The organism is Rhodococcus sp. YH3-3, from assembly GCF_001653035.1.
GTDB classification, from domain to species: Bacteria; Actinomycetota; Actinomycetes; order Mycobacteriales; family Mycobacteriaceae; genus Rhodococcus_F; species Rhodococcus_F qingshengii.
This window is the reverse complement of record NZ_BCWH01000003.1, coordinates 635,904-652,299: the sequence shown is the minus strand read 5'-3', so window position 1 is coordinate 652,299 and position 16,396 is coordinate 635,904. Positions and strand designations below refer to the sequence as shown.

Below are 16,396 nucleotides of genomic sequence, written 5' to 3'. Positions count from 1 at the left end.
GTCGTCACAGTAAAATTTCCATTACATATGGCAAGAACCATGGCGAAATCACGGGCGTCGACGCAAACTACGCCTAAGGTTCTCGTTTATGACCCAAGCCGACGATGCGACGACGCCGACCACCTCCGGCGATTCCACATCCATGATTTCGATGACCTCGGTGAACAAACACTTCGGGGAACTTCACGTCCTGCAAGAGGTCAATCTCGAAGTACCCAAGGGCCAAGTGGTGATCGTCCTTGGTCCGTCGGGCTCCGGTAAGTCGACTCTGTGCCGCACCATCAATCGCCTGGAACCCATCGACTCGGGCACCATCGCCGTCGACGGCAAGACGCTCCCCGAGGAGGGCAAAGCACTTGCCGCACTTCGTGCCGACGTCGGGATGGTCTTTCAGTCCTTCAACCTGTTCGCACACAAGACGATCCTCGAGAACGTCATGCTCGCACCGATGAAGGTCCGCAAGGCGAAGAAGGACGAAGCCAAGAAGACGGCGCAGGCATTGCTCGAGCGCGTCGGTATCGCCAATCAGGCCGACAAGTACCCGGCGCAGCTTTCCGGCGGTCAGCAACAGCGTGTCGCGATTGCTCGCGCTCTTGCGATGCAGCCGAAGGTGATGTTGTTCGACGAGCCCACCTCCGCTCTCGATCCCGAGATGGTCAACGAGGTCCTCGACGTCATGACTTCCCTCGCCAAGGAAGGCATGACCATGCTCGTGGTCACGCACGAGATGGGATTCGCCCGCAAAGCCGGCGATCGTGTGCTGTTCATGGCTGACGGCCAGGTCGTCGAAGACACCACGCCCGAAGAGTTCTTCACCCATCCCAAGTCGGATCGGGCCAAGGACTTCCTCGGCAAGATCCTCACGCACTGATTACAGTCTCCCCTCCGACAGTCCTGTCCTCGTCCACAAGACAACTTGCTCGACTGCACCGTTCACCTCGGCTGCACCGTTCATCTCGACTGCACTGTTCGTGTGTCGACAACTGAGAGGATCTTCATGAAGATCAATCGTTCCGTCCGTTTCGGAATCGGAATCATGGCCATCGCGTTCGCTGCCACGGCCTGTGGCGGCGGCGAGGAGAACAAGTCGATCACCGAGAGCGCTTCCGACGGCACTCTCACCGTCGGCATCAAGTTCGATCAGCCCGGCCTCGGTCAGCGCAACCCTGACGGCACCTTCTCCGGCTTCGACGTCGAGGTAGCCCGTTACATCGCAAACGAACTGGGCGTAAAGCCCGAAGGCATCACCTTCAAGGAATCTCCGTCAGCCCAGCGCGAGACCCTGATCCAGAACGGCGAGGTCGACTACATCGTCGCGACATACTCGATCACCGACACGCGCAAGGAAAAGGTCAGCTTCGGCGGCCCGTACTTCATCGCAGGCCAGTCGCTGCTCGTTCGCTCCGACAACACCGACATCACCGGCCCCGATTCCCTGACCGGCGGCAAGAAGCTCTGCTCGGTGTCGGGTTCGACTCCGGCGCAGAACATCCAGGACAACTACGCCAAGGATGTCCAGCTCCAGCCGCTCGACACGTACTCCGCTTGTGTCGAGGCTCTGCGTAACGGCGCTGTCGACGCTGTCACCACCGACGACATCATCCTCGCCGGCTACGCTGCCCAGTACCCGGGCGAGCTGAAGGTAGTCGGAGAACCGTTCACGACCGAAAAGTACGGCGTCGGCCTGGCCAAGGACGATTCCGAGGGTCGCGGCAAGATCAACGACGCCATCGAGAAGATGATCTCCACCGGCGCATGGGAAGAAGCCTTCAACAACACCGTTGGCGCTTCGGGCTACCCCATCCCGGCACCGCCCACCGTTGATCGTTACTGACCTGCTTTTTTCACCGTCAATCTCGCTGCGGCTCCCCACTTCGGGAGCCGCAGCGCGTGACGCCACCAACGGAGATCCCGTGATCTGGGGAGACGGCAAGTGAACCTTCTGAGCAAGTACGGCGACCAGATTCTGGAAGCCTTCTGGACCACGATCCAGCTGACGTTCTTCTCCGCGATCGGCGCCGTCATCATCGGTGTCCTGATTGCGGCAATGCGCGTGTCACCGGTCCCGGTCGCCCGATTCCTGGGTACCGCGTACGTGACCGTGTTCCGAAACACCCCCCTGACACTGATTCTGCTGTTCTGCCTGTTCGGTCTTTCGCAGACGCTCGGAGTCAACCTCGCCAAGTCGGACTCACCGACGTTCTTGACAGACAACAACTTCCGACTCGCCGTACTCGGCCTCAGTGTCTACACCGCCGCGTTCGTGTGTGAGTCACTTCGATCGGGAATCAATACCGTTCCGGTCGGCCAGGCCGAAGCGGGCCGATCACTCGGTCTGTCGTTTGCACAAAATCTTCGGCTGATCGTCTTGCCTCAGGCTTTTCGCGCGGTCACAGCACCGCTGGGTAGCGTGCTGATCGCACTGACCAAGAACTCGACCATCGCCGCGGTGATCGGCGTTTCCGAAGCGTCAGCGCTGATGAAGAAGATGATCGAGAACGAAGCCGCGATCTTCGTCGTCGGTGGAATCTTCGCTGTCGGTTTCGTGATCCTGACACTTCCCATGGGCTTGATCTTCGGCAAGCTGAGCAAGCGATTCGAGGTTTCACGATGAGCAACCGCGCAACAGTTCTCTACGACGCGCCCGGTCCGAGAGCGCGAAATCTCTACCGATTCGCGTCCCTTGTCGTCGCCGCACTCATGGTGGCAATCGGGTACGTCGTCTACCGCGCGCTCGACGAAAAGGGCCAGCTGACAGCAGCGAAGTGGGATCCGTTCCTCGAATCCACCTCGTGGACAACGTATCTGATACCCGGTATCCGAGGGACGTTGATCGCGGCTGCGATGTCCATCGTCTTCGCGCTCATCCTCGGTTCTGCCCTGGGTATCGGTCGACTCTCCGAGCACAACATCATTCGGAAGATCTGCGGCGTCATCGTCGAATTGTTCCGCGCGGTACCGGTGCTGATTCTGATGATCTTCTCGTATCAGGTGTTTGCCGAATACGAAGTCTTCAAGTCGAAGTACCTCGCACTCGCCGCAGTCGTGGTGGGCTTGACCCTGTACAACGGTTCCGTGATCGCCGAGATCGTCCGCGCCGGAATCAACTCACTCCCCCGTGGGCAAAGTGAGGCCGCCAAGGCACTTGGCATGCGCAAGACGCAGATCATGGTGACAATCCTGCTCCCCCAAGCGGTTACCGCCATGCTCCCGGCCCTGATCTCGCAGATGGTCGTGGCGCTGAAGGACTCCGCCCTCGGTTACCTGATCGGGTATGTCGAGTTGGTGCGTCAGGCCCAACAGCTCGGCACCTTCTACGGAAACTTCTTGCCGGCGCTCATCGTGGTCGCAGCGATCATGATCGCTCTCAACTCGGCTCTGACCTTCCTGGCAACCAAGGTGGAGAAGCGCCTGCGTTCGGGAAAGCGAAAGGGCAAGGGCCCCATCGCGGCGCCGTCCGCCGACCCCGCCGTTTCGGTTCCGGGCATGGACTTGACCAAGCCGTGAATCAGATGGAGCCGTGAGTCGAATCCAGCCGCGTTAGCGCGAATACACAACAGGGCGGGGGTACCACCGAATTTCGGTGGTACCCCCGCCCTTTTGTTCTGAATGCTGCACTTCGCTACGAGTCGGTGACCGCCGCCATCTCGGCTTTGACCACCTCGTAGGACATCCCAGCTGAATATCCTTTGCGTGCCAGCATCGAGACCAGTCGACGCGTGACCTTGTCGCGATCATCGACGGGCTTGTTCTTCAGCTTCCGCCGAACCAGCTCCGCTGCTCGCTCGCGCTCGTCTTCCGGATCGATCTGTGACAACGCTTCGGAAGCGGTGTCCTGGTCGATTCCTTTGAGCCGCAACTCGACTGCAAGCGCACGCTTTCCCTTGCCCGAGTACGTGTGCCGCGAATGAACCCATTGGTTCGCGAAGTCCGCGTCGTCGATCAACCCGATTTCTTGGAGTCGATCGAGGACCTTGGCAATGATCTCGGGCTCGAAGCCGCGCCCGCTCAGCTTTGTTTCCAGCTCGGAACGACTGCGCGCCCGGTCGGTCAGGAGGCGTAGGCAAGCATCTTTGGCCTGCGCCTCCGTCCCACCTTCTGCGCGTTGCGACGGCTTCTCGGATCGTTGACGGGATCGACGCCGAGGAGCGCCGTACTCTTCACGAGCATTCTCGCCGTTGTCACCGTCGTCGAAGCTCATGACTGAACTCAGAAGTCGGCGGGAGCTTCGTCGGTTGCAGTGACGTCAGCACCGATACCGAGCTTTTCCTTGATCTTCTTCTCGATCTCGTCGCGGATATCGGTGTTCTCCAGCAAGAACTTACGAGCATTTTCCTTGCCCTGACCCAACTGGTCACCTTCGTAGGTGTACCAGGAGCCGGACTTGCGGATGAACCCGTGCTCGACACCCATGTCGATGAGCGAGCCTTCCTTGCTGATGCCCTGGCCGTAGAGAATGTCGAACTCGGCCTGCTTGAACGGCGGCGCGACCTTGTTCTTGACGACCTTGACGCGAGTGCGGTTACCCACTGCGTCGGTACCGTCCTTGAGAGTTTCGATACGACGGATGTCGAGGCGGACCGAAGCGTAGAACTTCAGTGCCTTACCACCGGTGGTGGTTTCGGGAGAACCGAACATCACGCCGATCTTCTCGCGAAGCTGGTTGATGAAGATGACGGTGGTGCCCGAGTTGTTCATGGCACCGGTGATCTTGCGCAGCGCCTGGCTCATCAGTCGAGCCTGCAAACCGACGTGGCTGTCACCCATCTCGCCTTCGATCTCGGCGCGAGGAACAAGAGCGGCCACGGAGTCGATCACGACGATGTCGAGGGCGCCTGAACGGATCAGCATGTCGGTGATTTCGAGGGCCTGCTCACCCGTGTCCGGCTGTGAGACCAGGAGTGCATCGGTATCGACGCCCAGCTTGGCTGCATAGTCGGGATCGAGTGCGTGCTCCGCGTCGATGAACGCCGCGATGCCGCCGTTGGCCTGAGCATTGGCAACTGCGTGCAGTGCCACGGTGGTCTTACCCGAGGACTCCGGGCCGTAGATCTCGATGACGCGGCCACGCGGCAGTCCGCCGATACCCAGCGCGACGTCGAGCGCGATGGAACCGGTGGGAATGACGGCGATGGGCTGGCGGACACCCTCACCCAGGCGCATCACCGAACCCTTGCCGAAGTTCTTGTCGATCTGCGCCAACGCGAGGTCGAGTGCCTTGTCCCGATCAGGTGCCTGTGGTGCCATCGTGATCCCCATCCTTGTTTCAGTCTTCAGTGCCTGCCTGAGCAGACTCCGTCTCTTCAGCGCCTGCCTGAGCCGACCCTGTTGGTGTGTTGCGATCAGAGTAGATCCGGCCACCGACAGACTTTTCGATCTTGCTTTAGCGCTTGTCGATCACCGCGTTTGTAGGTCACCGCGTTTGTAGAACATCGAAAGTTCGCAGTTACCAAAGGAGCGTCACCACCGAACAGCTTCAGCATAGACGAACACGTGTTCGAACAGAAGATGGGAGACGTTCGACACGCCGAAGAATCAGCGGCGGGCGGGTGGTACGTCGAACTCCACACAGAGCGCACGCCACACCTCGCGAGGCTCCCAGCCTGCTTCGACGGCCTCCGCGGCAGTCATTCCGTCGAGACTCTGGAGTACATGGTCGATCAGCATCGAGTCGCCTCGTACCTGCCCGAACTCTTCGCGCACCATTTCATGAAATTCGGTCAACCGCACAGCCGCCACCGTAGTCCACAGAGCGGTGCACCTGCATTCAGGCGCAACGTGCTCACGCCGTCACACCACCGTTGACCACCTGTCGGCACACCGCCACCGGATCGGTGACCTGCGACGCAGTCGCGGCAGCCGCTCTCGCAGCTTCCGCGAATCGTTTGTCGGAGAGCACCTGCAGTACGGCATCGCGAATCGACTGAGCATCTGCGGGCCGCACGATCACCGACGTCCCTGCCCGCGCAGCGCGATTGGCCAACTCCCACTGGTCCCCGCCCCCGGGAACGACGACCGTCGGCACGCCGGCCAGCAGGGCCTTCGCCAACATGCCGTGCCCGCCGCCACATACCAACACCGACGCGTCACGCAGCATCGTGTCCTGGCGTCCGAGACCTGCACGAACCCAATCAGGATGCTCACCTTCAGCCCCGTCGAGCATCGACGCGATCAGCCGCACACCGGCTCCGCCGAGTCCTTCGACCGTGCCCTCGAACATTCCCACTGCGCCGGTGTGCGCCGTGGAGGGCGCCACCATAACCAGCGGTTCGTCACCTGGCGGTGGATCCAGAATCACCTCGGTCGGCTCCCACAGAAGCGGTCCGACGACGTGAGCGCGCTCCGGCCAGTCGGGGCGAGGCACTTCGAGTGCCGGAAGTGTTGCGATCAGCCGCGCTTGCGGACCGGGATCCAGAGCGGGCAGTCCGACACCGACACGGGCCTGGGATCGCTGGGCCAACCCTTGCTTGATCGAACGTCCCGTCGCTGCGCGCATCAGGGTATCGCGGAGTCGACCACGAATTCCGACGCCGGGAGCGAGCCCACTGCCGATCGGCGGCAACCCCCGTGAAGGTGAGTACAGCGGGTGAGGCGAGAGTTCCACCCAGGGGATGCCAAGTCTTTCGGCGGCCAATCCGCCTCCGGCAGTGAGGATGTCGGAAACGACGAGATCCGGGGAGACGGACTTCAGGTCGGGAAGCAGTTCGGTGGAAATATAGGCGGCGCGCGAATGAATCCGAGCGCCTGCATCAAGATCGTCGTCTCCCGGCCGCGGGGCCAAGCCCTTGAGCGGCTCGGCTTCCACGCCGGCTGCTCGCGCTGCCTCGACCCACCGGGTCCCCGTGTACAGGATCGGTTCGTCGCCGGCCTGGATCAACGCCAGCGACAACGCTATTGCGGGAAAAGCATGACCCGGGTCCGGCCCGGCAACAACGGCTACACGCACCGGATCAGAGTGTCACACCGAGTGAAAGGCTTGTTCCGCCGCACCCAGTGCGCGTTCGCGATCCGAAGCCACCAATCCGATTCTCGTCCTGCGATCGAGGACGTCGTCGACGTCGAGGGCGCCTTCATGCGACACCGCGAAATCGAACTCGGCACCGCAGATCTCCAAGTCCGCAACCGACCGGAGACGATCGCCGCTCGCCGCGGCAACGACCTCGGCCTCGGTGCCGTATCGCGCCACCAATGACGCGGGTGCCTTGATCTTCTTCAATTCCGCCGGTGATGCAGCGCCTACCAGCGGCAACGCGCGTGTCCGACATGCCCCGGCGCTCAGCGACCCGACCTCGACCGCAGCGTCGACGGCGTCTTCGGCCATCTTGCGGTACGTCGTGAGTTTTCCGCCTACCACCGTGACCAAGCCCGAGTCCGAACGGACTACAGCGTGATTGCGCGAGAGGTCGGCCGTCGAGCCTTCACCGGTGTCCAGCAGCGGACGCAGACCCGCGAAGGTCCCCAAGACGTCCCCACGGGTCAGCGGAACTTCCAACGCCGTGTTCACGGTGTCGAGCAGGAAGTCGATCTCGTCCTCTGACGCCGACGGCACGTCTGGCACCGGTCCCGGCGCTGCTTCGTCGGTCAACCCGAGGTAGATCCGGCCGAGCTGGGCGGGCAGGGCGAAGACGAAACGGTTGGTCTCGCCGGGAATCGGCACGGTCAGCGCTGCCGTGGGGTTCCCCAATCGCGCTGCATCGAGCACCAGGTGCGTCCCGCGGCTGGGGCGCAGGGTGATGCTGGAGTCGACCTGATCAGCCCAGACACCGGTCGCATTGACCACGACGCGGGCACGCATCAAGAACTCGGATCCGGTCAACTCGTCGCGCAAGGTGGCCGACGTTCCGGATACGTCGTATGCACCGACGCGGGTCAGGATTCGCGCGCCGTGCGACGCTGCGGTTCTGGCGATACCGACGACGAGGCGGGCGTCGTCGATGAGCTGCCCGTCGAACGCGGTCAAGGCGCCTCGTAGGTTCTCCTGCTTGACCGCGGGAGCCAATTCGCGCGCCCGCGCAGCGCTGACCGTCCGTGATCTGGGCAGCACCGAAGCCGGGGTTCGCGCCGACATGCGCAGAGCGTCACCGGCCAGGAAACCGGTACGCACCAGGGCCTTCCCGAAGAACGACGTTTCGGGCAACAGCGGTACGAGTTGAGGCATGGCGCGAACGAGGTGCGGCGCGGTGCGCGTCATGAGGATGCCGCGCTCGACCGCACTTTCACGCGCTATACCGACATTGCCGGAAGCCAGGTACCGAAGGCCGCCGTGTGCGAGTTTCGAACTCCAGCGGCTGGTGCCGAACGCGAGGTCGTGCTTTTCGACCAGCGCAACACTGAGCCCACGAGTCACAGCGTCGAGAGCGACACCGACACCGGTGATTCCGCCGCCGATCACCAGGACGTCGACCGAATCGCCGTTCGCCAACTGCTCGAGTTCACGAGTACGCCGTTGTGCGTTGAGCGCTGAATCGCTGCCTGCTGAATCTAGGGGGCTCACAGCTATTCTCCCGAATTCTTGACGGGTGCCAGATAAGCAGCGACCGCATATCGAAGTTGCTCGACCGACGCATCGGAGGAAAGCTCCGGCTCGAGAGTCGGCGCAGAAATGACGACGGACTGAGCCATCAGTAGAACCATCGCCGCGATCTCGTTGACGCTTCCCTCGCGAATCGAACCGTCTTGTTGGCCGGCCGCGACAACGGATGTGATCAGCTCGAGAATCGACTTCTGGCTCGCGCCGAGCCGGTCCACGATGTAGGTCGTCAGCAATTCTTGATCAGCTTGCCGAATTTTCACGAAGAGCGGATGGTCGCGAATCTGGCCGACGACGTCACCGATCGCCTCCACGAGCAACGTGCCGGCAGACCCGTTGAAGGTCACCTCGGGCAGCACCGATCGGATCTCCCGGGTGAGCAGGTCCGCGACGACAGCTCGCGTGTCCGGCCATCGCCGGTAGACCGTCGGTCGGCTCACGCCGGCGCGACGCGAGATCTCGGCAAGTGTGGTTCGCTGCATTCCGAAATCGAGGACACACGACCTTGCTGCGTCGAGAATCACGTCGTCGATCTCGCGGCTGGGGATGCGCTGACCATCTGCCTTGCGAGGGGCAAATGAGTCATCTGCGTTACGGATTACCATCGTGTGTAACACAATACCGGACAAGTCACCGGTAATCCCGTCGGGACTTGCGATTTCTCTCGCTCAGAGATCATCAGAAATAGTACAACTCGAAACCAACTGCTCGCTCGGCGTCGAAACCAGGCTTCGGTCCGCTGACCATGTCGATCTGTGCGCGCGCCTGTTCCCGGATCGGCGTGGAACTCAGCGCCGCCAGATATCGCGCATGTTCCGCGAGCGAATCCACGGCGCGATCGACCGTCGACGTCACGTCGACGCAGTGTGTGGGAGTCATCGTATTGACCGCAACCCACCGAACACCGGGCCACGGCGCCAGTCCCTGCGCCGTCAACGAGGGAAAGATCCATTCGTTTGCTGCGTCGGCAGTTGCGTCGAGAACGCTGATCCCGAGTGCACGGTGATCTGCGCTGTTCAGATAGCCGGGGCCCCAGGTGTGGGAGAAGTTCATCGTCACCACCAATTCCGGACGGTGGCGGCGAATTGCTGCGGCGAGAGTCGAGCGCAACTCCAAGCCTTCCGCGAGACGACCGTCGGGCAGGCCGAGGAACTCCACCTCACCGACACCGACGATCGCGGCCGAGCGACGCTCTTCTTCCTCGCGGATCGGGCCGGACTCCTCGGGCGACAGACCGGCGATTCCGGCCTCGCCGCGCGTGGCCAGGACATATCGCACGTCTTTGCCGCGATCGGTCCACTGCGCCACTGCTGCGGCTGCGCCGTATTCGATGTCATCGGGATGCGCCACGATGACAATCGCGCGCTGCCAGTCCTCGGGGAAGTTTTCCATAGGGCAGATCTTGCCCGTCAGAACCGCGAAGCGGGCGAATTGTCGTCACTTCCCGACATCGCCTTCACCAGGAAGTAGATTCCGAAGCCGACAGCGCCGACCACCAGAACCCAGAAAAGCCCCTTGATCAGCGCACCGACCACCGCGAGTGCGACCCACACCAGTACGACGGCCAAAACGATCTTCCAAAACATGCTTACCTCCAACGTGCCGTTGAATAATCAGTCGAATCGGACAGGTGCTGCGTCGTCCGTAGAACCAGCCTGACAGGTCTGGCGTGACAAAGCAGCAGCTCAGCGGCAAGTTCAGGTAAAGATCAGGGTTCACCCCGAGACCGGCCCTCACGCAGGTCAGGTGTCCAACCCATGGGAGCTTGCTCCTGGCGTAAACTCGCGAAGTTCGATCCCGTATGCCGAAGGAGCACGTCCGCAGTGTCTACGACCCGTTTCCCCGCTCGCGATCTCGCGCATGTAGCCGTCTTCGCCGCACTCATCATCGCGCTGGGCCTACCCGGGTCGATCAACATCGGCATTTCCGGCGTGCCGATCACCCTTCAGTCCATGGGCGTCATGATGGCCGGCGCTCTACTCGGACCGCGCAAGGGTGTTCTCGCCGTCCTGACGGTCATTGCTCTGGGATTGGTCGGTCTACCGGTCCTTGCCGGCGGTCGCACCGCACTCGTGTCTCTATCGAGCCCGACAGCCGGATTCCTCATCGGTTGGATCCCGACGGCGTTTGTCATCGGATGGCTGACCGCCAAGATGCTGCCCAAGTACCGGATCATCGCGGGCATCGGCATCAACCTTCTCGGCGGCGTCGTCGTTCTCTACGCGTTCGGCATCGTTGGAATGATGGTCCGCGGACACATGAGCTTCGTTGCCGCATGGTCGGCCAACGCCGCCTTCATCCCGCTCGACGCCGCAAAAGCAGTCGTCACCGCGTTGGTCGCGTCCCAGGTTCACCGGGCATACCCGGCACTACTGCGCGACTCGGTGATCTCGTCGAACAAGACCGTGGTGGCGAATTAATCTCCGATGAGTGAGATCGTCTTCGAGAACGTCGGACACAGCTTCGGTGAACGAACGGTCCTGCAGCAGATAGATCTGCGACTGAGCGAGCAGCGAATCGGAATCGTGGGTGCGAACGGAAGCGGCAAGTCGACGCTCGCTCGCATGATCAACGGACTGGTCGTTCCGACGGAAGGACACGTCCACGTCAACGGCTTGGACACGGCGAAGAAGGGCCGCGACGTACGCAAGCAGGTCGGATTCGTCTTCACCGATCCCAATCACCAGATCGTGATGCCGACGGTTGCCGAGGACATCGAATTCTCGCTCCGCCGTAGCGGATTGGGCAAAGCCGAGCGCGCCGCAAAGGTGGCCTCGGTGCTCGAACGCTACGGCCTCGCCGGGCACGCCGACCATCCCACCCACCAGCTTTCGGGCGGGCAGAAGCAGCTACTCGCGCTCGCGGCCATCATGGTGACAGAGCCGAACGTACTCGTCGCCGACGAGCCCACCACGCTCCTCGATCTTCGCAACTCGCGACTCATCAGCTCGGTGTTCGAGTCACTCGATCAACAACTGATCGTCGTGACCCACCAACTCGACCTCCTCGAATCATTCGAACGGGTGTTGGTTGTCGACCAAGGCCGTGTCGTCGCCGACGGCTCCCCCGCCGACTCGATCGGCCATTACCGGTCGTTGGTCTCGTGACCACTCTCGGCGTCTACCGGCCGGGCACATCGCTCCTGCACCGGATGCCGACGGGGATCAAGCTCTTCGCCTTGGTCGTGGCCATCCTCGCCGTCTCGATCTTCGTGCGCGAGCCGTGGCAACTGGCAGCTCCCACGATCGTCGTTGTGGCCCTGTACGCGATTGCGCGCATTCCTCCGATGACTGCGATCCGGCAACTGCGTCCGGCGCTGTGGATGTTGCTCTTCATCGGGGCGTTCCAGCTGATAGTCGCGGGATGGCAGCGAGCGGCCGTCGTGTGCGGGGTTCTGATCATCTCGATCGCCTTCGCGGCGATCATGGGTCTGACCACACGGATCTCCGAGATGCTCGACGCGATCACCCGGTTCCTGACACCCTTGCGACGCTTCGGGGTCAATCCCGAACGGATCGCTTTGCTCCTCGCAATGACGATCCGGTGCATCCCGCTGATGTTCGAGGTCATCACACAGGTGTCCGAGGCACGCAAGGCGCGAGGGCTCGGATTCTCGCTGCGATCCTTCGCAGTTCCGGTCATTGTCGGCACCCTGATGACCGCGGACGCAATGGGTGAAGCATTGGCGGCCCGCGGCGCCGACGACTGAGATTTCGAACAGGTGCATCGATCAGGCGCGAGGACCGATCAGTTGTACTTGCGGGTGATGTCGTCCACCTCACCGATGGCGTCGGCAAGCGCCGAGAGTCGCTCGGCGGCCGCGTGCAGCGCCGAGAGTTCTCGGTTGAATCCCACCAGAGCCGAAGGGCTGTGAGGCGCTGTCAATGCAGCTGCGGAGGTCACCAGATCCTCGTACTGATCCAACCCCGACTGCAACTCACGAACTGCGCCGTCGATGGTGGGATCAAGAGGTTCGGTCACCTTGGGTGTAGCGGCCACGGCGCGTTCCATCGCGACGACATCCGAAGACACCGCGAACATCGCTCTCAATGCCGAATCGGCGGTAACAGTGATTTCGTCCAACTCACCGGGGTCGATGGTGTCGGCGCGCCTGAGCACACTCAAGATCTCGAACAACGAAGTCTCGGCGCCGATGAGGCGAGACATCGGGATGAACGCGCGAGACGACGACGGTGGCAAGCGCCGGCGAATCGGCGCCGACGGCGGTGGGCCGGAACTCATCGAACGGTAACGACCGACCGCAATGACGGCGGGAACCGCGAACAGTGCCGCCCCCCCGCCTGCCACGACCACCGACCACTCGGGGGCCGACGCAACCGCAAGGCCAACCGTGCCGACCACTGATCCGCCGGACATGAAACCCCAACGCTGAGCGCGTCGACGTGCACGGGCTCGTTTGCGCTCGAATTTGGCGCGCGGGTCCTGCCACCGCCGAGCGGCATCCGCCGCAGACAGTCCGACCTCGCGCAATGTGTCCGCGGTGCGTCCCAACGCTCCGAAGGCGCCGGATACGGAAACGGGAACGGCCGACCGGGGCTCGCGCCCAGATCGGCCGTCTCGTGAAGAAAACATCAGAGCATCACTGCCGACATCGAGGATTCGGCTACTGCCCGGTCTGACCGGCAGCCGGGGGCTGCTTCTCGACGGACGGAGTCGCAGGAGTGGCTGCTGCGCCGCCGGACGGCAGTGCCTCGCCCTTCATGGAAGCACGAATCTGCTCGAGGCGACTGTGCCCTGCCATCTGGACCGAGGCCTGCTGGACCTCCATCATGCGGCCTTGAACGGAGTTCTGGGCGAGCTCGGCAGAGCCGAGTGCGTCGGCGTAACGCCGCTCGATCTTGTCGCGCACAGCATCGAGGCTGGGTGTGTTGCCGGGAGCCGACAGCGTGCTGTCCATGGACCGAAGGGACTCGCTCACGCGCTCCTGCATCTTGGCCTGCTCCAGCTGGCTGAGCAGCTTGGTGCGCTCGGCAACCTTTGCCTGCAGAGTCATCGCGTTCTGCTCGACAGCCTTCTTGGCCTGAGCGGCGGCCTGCAAGGACTGGTCGTGCAGTGCCTTCAGATCTTCGACGCCCTGCTCGGCCGTCACCAACTGGGCCGCAAAAGCTTCGGCAGCGTTGGTGTACTGGATCGCCTTGTCGTTGTCGCCGGCAGCAGCGGCCTGATCGGCGAGGTTGACGGCCTGGCGCGCGTTGGCGTTGAGCTTTTCGACCTCGTCGAGTTGACGGCTGAGCTTCATCTCGAGTTGACGCTGATTACCGATCACCGACGCAGCCTGCTGGGACAACGCCTGATGCTGGCGCTGTGCGTCCTCGATCGCCTGCTGAATCTGAACCTTTGGATCTGCCTTCTCATCGATCTTCGAATTGAAGAGCGCCATCAGGTACTTCCAGCCCTTGACGAAAGGATTAGCCATTGGTTTGATCCTGCCTCCATCTGATGCGCCGCGCCGAACGCGACCCGGAGCGCGACCGTCGCGCACCGAAACAAGGGCTGCGCCCTATCTGCTCTGACCCCACCTGCTGGAAACCGGCGGTTACGTACAAAATCTATCGGTTACGGCCGGTAGTGGCTACGCCGCCGCCAACCTTCGAGCGTTCGGCGCCGGAATCACGACGCGGGTGTCGCGTGCGATTGTCGGCGAACCGGAAGCCGACACGGCGGGTTCGGCGACCTGTCGACCAGCGACCGGAGCGCTCTTCTTCGTGGCCAGGGTCTCGCTCACGTCGACCAGCACGTCGGACAGTGGGACTGCGAGCGCATCACAGATCGCCGCCAACAGTTCGCTCGATGCTTCCTTACGTCCACGTTCCACTTCGGACAGATAGCCCAAGCTCACACGCGCGCTGTTCGACACCTCACGTAGCGTGCGGCTCTGCGAAACGCGCGTACGCCGGAGACTGTCACCGATTGCCTCACGCAATAGCAGCGCCATCTCGCTCCTCCTTCATCCGTGACCTCATCGTGCATGGTCGTACGTCTTCACAATCGTCAACGTCCGAACACATCCGATTGGTTCCCGAGCCTATCGTGCCGCACGCTCTGCGACACGATCACGTAACCGCGACACGGCAGTTGCGACTGCGGTTGTCCGAATCTCCCACCGTTCGCCGCCGAGCGCGAGGGGTACGCATTCGGTTCCGTCCGGGCCGGCGATACCGAGAAACACCGTTCCGACCGAGTGTCCGTCCTGCTCACTCGGACCGGCGACTCCGGTCAGTCCGATACCCCAGTCGGCGCCGCACCTCGTCCGGGCGCCGAGCGCCAAAGCCACGGCGGTGCTCTCGGACACGGGGCCGTCCGTTGCCAGACGCTCGGGATCCACGCCCGCCAGCGTCGCTTTCAGGTCGGTCGCATACACGACCAGGCCCCCACGCAGCACCGCGCTCGACCCTGGCACGGACGCGACCGCAGCCGTGAACAAGCCAGCCGTCAGAGATTCGGCGGCGGCGACAGTCTGCCTCGCGGCGCCAAGGGCGTCGACGAGTTCGACCACTCCGAGTGCGAGCAGCGGGTCCGTCATGACTCGACTGCGCGAACTCCGGCGCGAAGCCTGATCGCCTGCACGATGTATTCGATTCCCGTCGCCACCGTCAGCACGACGGCAGCAGCCATCAGCAATCCGCTGACGATGTCCCAACTGCTCGGCAGCGGGCAGAGGTAGAACCCGATCGCGACGGCCTGCACGAGGGTCTTGAGCTTGCCGCCCTTGCCCGCCGGGATGACCGCGTGCCGCAGTACCGCGAACCGCAACAGCGTGATTCCGAGTTCTCTGGCGATGATCACTCCGGTCACCCACCACGACAGGTCACCGAGAACCGAAAGACCGATCAGCGCGGCGCCGATCAGTGCCTTGTCCGCGATCGGGTCCATGAGTTTGCCGAAATCGGTGACCAGACCGTACTTCCGAGCCAATTGGCCGTCGATCCGATCCGTGATCGCGGCGACGATGAACACGCCCATTGCCCCGAGACGCCACCACGTCGAGTGTCCGCCGTCGACGAACAGAACAACGAGAAAAACCGGAACGAGAACCATTCGGACCATCGTGAGAATGTTCGCGATGTTCAGCAACGGAACCGGGTTGTCCGCGACAGGTGTGCCGTCGGACGGGCCGACGGCGGCGCGATGGGCGTCGGTCTGATCGCGCGGGGTACTCATCGGATCACCGCACAGGCGGTGAGCCGAACCCGGGACAAAGCCGAGCGGCGCGGGAATTGCGTGGGGCGGACAGGCACGCGACTTAGAATATCGGTAGGGCCATTGACTAATGTGCACCACATGACTTCGACCGCGCCGACCTATACCGAGAGCCAGTTGATCGTGCGTCGCGCGCGAACGTCGGACATCCCCGAAATCAAGCGTCTGATCGACATCTACGCCGGCAAGATCCTCCTCGAGAAGAATCTCGTGACGCTGTACGAGGCAGTCCAGGAGTTCTGGGTCGCCGAGCGAGGCGGCCAGGTAATCGCTTGCGGCGCACTGCATGTGCTGTGGGCGGACCTGGGTGAGATCCGCACCGTCGCAGTCGATCCGACTGCCAAAGGCCAGGGCGCAGGTTTCCACGTCGTCGACAAACTCATCGAGGTCGCCAAGGAATTGGAGTTGGAACGGTTGTTCGTTTTGACGTTCGAGACCGAGTTCTTCCACCGTCACGGATTCGCGGAGATCGACGGCACCCCCGTCACCGCCGAGGTCTATGCGGAAATGTGTCGGTCCTACGACGCCGGCGTCGCCGAGTTCCTCGATCTGAGCTATGTGAAACCCAACACACTCGGCAATACTCGCATGCTCCTGACTCTCTGAACCGTTCAGACTCTTCACACACCACCCTCTCGATCACCA

At 62.5% G+C, this 16,396-nt stretch carries 21 protein-coding genes; 8 read left to right on the top strand and 13 right to left on the bottom strand.

The genetic code is table 11. The features are described from left to right. Positions 1–142 precede the first annotated feature (142 nt). From gluA to YH3_RS28300, 4 genes are all read left to right on the top strand, one after another. The gene (gene gluA, locus YH3_RS28315; protein WP_007735175.1) at positions 143–871 is read left to right on the top strand and encodes a glutamate ABC transporter ATP-binding protein GluA; all 729 of its coding nucleotides are present in this window, start codon (positions 143–145) and stop codon (positions 869–871) included. Between the two features lie 126 nt (positions 872–997). Then, positions 998–1,834 (top strand): glutamate ABC transporter substrate-binding protein, encoded by an 837-nt coding sequence (locus YH3_RS28310; RefSeq protein ID WP_020907523.1) that lies wholly within the window; start codon positions 998–1,000, stop codon positions 1,832–1,834. Positions 1,835–1,933: 99 nt separating this feature from the next. Beyond that, positions 1,934–2,614: an amino acid ABC transporter permease gene (locus YH3_RS28305; protein WP_019748198.1), complete on the top strand. Its 681-nt coding sequence runs from the start codon at positions 1,934–1,936 to the stop codon at positions 2,612–2,614. Next, the gene (locus YH3_RS28300) at positions 2,611–3,507 is read left to right on the top strand and encodes an amino acid ABC transporter permease (RefSeq protein ID WP_054188531.1); all 897 of its coding nucleotides are present in this window, start codon (positions 2,611–2,613) and stop codon (positions 3,505–3,507) included. Before YH3_RS28305 ends, YH3_RS28300 begins: the two co-directional genes overlap by 4 nt. A gap of 115 nt (positions 3,508–3,622) precedes the next feature. On the opposite strand, the gene recX is transcribed toward YH3_RS28300, so the two are convergent. The 8 genes from recX to YH3_RS36290 all read right to left on the bottom strand — a co-directional run bounded on the left by recX (position 3,623) and on the right by YH3_RS36290 (position 10,116). Then, positions 3,623–4,201, bottom strand: coding sequence for a recombination regulator RecX (gene recX / locus YH3_RS28295; RefSeq protein ID WP_054825713.1), 579 nt, complete (start codon positions 4,199–4,201; stop codon positions 3,623–3,625). 8 nt (positions 4,202–4,209) lie between these two features. Beyond that, the gene (recA, locus tag YH3_RS28290) at positions 4,210–5,247 is read right to left on the bottom strand and encodes a recombinase RecA (RefSeq protein ID WP_007735170.1); all 1,038 of its coding nucleotides are present in this window, start codon (positions 5,245–5,247) and stop codon (positions 4,210–4,212) included. Positions 5,248–5,535: 288 nt separating this feature from the next. Beyond that, positions 5,536–5,730 carry a DUF3046 domain-containing protein gene (locus tag YH3_RS28285; protein WP_003942185.1) on the bottom strand — a complete coding sequence of 65 codons (195 nt, stop codon included), beginning with the start codon at positions 5,728–5,730 and terminating at the stop codon, positions 5,536–5,538. Positions 5,731–5,782: 52 nt separating this feature from the next. Next, positions 5,783–6,946: a glycosyltransferase gene (locus YH3_RS28280; RefSeq protein ID WP_064112794.1), complete on the bottom strand. Its 1,164-nt coding sequence runs from the start codon at positions 6,944–6,946 to the stop codon at positions 5,783–5,785. Positions 6,947–6,958: 12 nt separating this feature from the next. After that, a complete protein-coding gene (locus YH3_RS28275; RefSeq protein ID WP_064444528.1) occupies positions 6,959–8,494 on the bottom strand; it encodes a glycerol-3-phosphate dehydrogenase/oxidase in 1,536 nt (511 codons plus the stop codon). A 2-nt stretch (positions 8,495–8,496) separates the two neighbouring features. Continuing rightward, positions 8,497–9,135: a TetR/AcrR family transcriptional regulator gene (locus tag YH3_RS28270; protein WP_050655792.1), complete on the bottom strand. Its 639-nt coding sequence runs from the start codon at positions 9,133–9,135 to the stop codon at positions 8,497–8,499. A gap of 73 nt (positions 9,136–9,208) precedes the next feature. Further along, on the bottom strand, positions 9,209–9,922 hold the full coding sequence (locus YH3_RS28265; RefSeq protein ID WP_050655791.1) for a PIG-L deacetylase family protein: 714 nt from the start codon (positions 9,920–9,922) through the stop codon (positions 9,209–9,211). Positions 9,923–9,939: 17 nt separating this feature from the next. Then, complete coding sequence (locus YH3_RS36290; protein ID WP_003942133.1) at positions 9,940–10,116, bottom strand: hypothetical protein; 177 nt, start codon at positions 10,114–10,116, stop codon at positions 9,940–9,942. A 237-nt stretch (positions 10,117–10,353) separates the two neighbouring features. Between YH3_RS36290 and YH3_RS28260 the strand changes: the two genes are divergently transcribed. From YH3_RS28260 to YH3_RS28250, 3 genes are read left to right on the top strand one after another with little or no spacing between them, the layout of a single operon-like run. Beyond that, on the top strand, positions 10,354–10,950 hold the full coding sequence (locus YH3_RS28260; protein ID WP_007735162.1) for a biotin transporter BioY: 597 nt from the start codon (positions 10,354–10,356) through the stop codon (positions 10,948–10,950). 6 nt (positions 10,951–10,956) lie between these two features. Next, positions 10,957–11,637: an energy-coupling factor ABC transporter ATP-binding protein gene (locus YH3_RS28255; protein WP_054828100.1), complete on the top strand. Its 681-nt coding sequence runs from the start codon at positions 10,957–10,959 to the stop codon at positions 11,635–11,637. Next, a complete protein-coding gene (locus tag YH3_RS28250; RefSeq protein WP_064444527.1) occupies positions 11,634–12,239 on the top strand; it encodes an energy-coupling factor transporter transmembrane protein EcfT in 606 nt (201 codons plus the stop codon). Before YH3_RS28255 ends, YH3_RS28250 begins: the two co-directional genes overlap by 4 nt. 38 nt (positions 12,240–12,277) lie before the next feature. On the opposite strand, the gene YH3_RS28245 is transcribed toward YH3_RS28250, so the two are convergent. From YH3_RS28245 to pgsA, 5 genes are all read right to left on the bottom strand, one after another. After that, on the bottom strand, positions 12,278–13,123 hold the full coding sequence (locus YH3_RS28245) for a hypothetical protein (RefSeq protein WP_238592718.1): 846 nt from the start codon (positions 13,121–13,123) through the stop codon (positions 12,278–12,280). A gap of 31 nt (positions 13,124–13,154) precedes the next feature. Continuing rightward, on the bottom strand, positions 13,155–13,967 hold the full coding sequence (gene pspA / locus YH3_RS28240; protein WP_003942098.1) for a phage shock protein PspA: 813 nt from the start codon (positions 13,965–13,967) through the stop codon (positions 13,155–13,157). 156 nt (positions 13,968–14,123) lie between these two features. Beyond that, positions 14,124–14,486, bottom strand: a complete 363-nt coding sequence (locus tag YH3_RS28235; RefSeq protein WP_030535559.1) for a helix-turn-helix domain-containing protein — start codon at positions 14,484–14,486, stop codon at positions 14,124–14,126. Positions 14,487–14,576: 90 nt separating this feature from the next. Further along, positions 14,577–15,074, bottom strand: a complete 498-nt coding sequence (locus YH3_RS28230; protein WP_042450683.1) for a CinA family protein — start codon at positions 15,072–15,074, stop codon at positions 14,577–14,579. Continuing rightward, a complete protein-coding gene (gene pgsA / locus YH3_RS28225) occupies positions 15,071–15,712 on the bottom strand; it encodes a CDP-diacylglycerol--glycerol-3-phosphate 3-phosphatidyltransferase (RefSeq protein ID WP_003942125.1) in 642 nt (213 codons plus the stop codon). Before pgsA ends, YH3_RS28230 begins: the two co-directional genes overlap by 4 nt. A 120-nt stretch (positions 15,713–15,832) precedes the next feature. Here pgsA and YH3_RS28220 point away from each other — a divergent pair, with 120 nt between their 5' ends. Then, complete coding sequence (locus YH3_RS28220) at positions 15,833–16,357, top strand: amino-acid N-acetyltransferase (RefSeq protein ID WP_007735157.1); 525 nt, start codon at positions 15,833–15,835, stop codon at positions 16,355–16,357. Positions 16,358–16,396 lie beyond the last annotated feature (39 nt).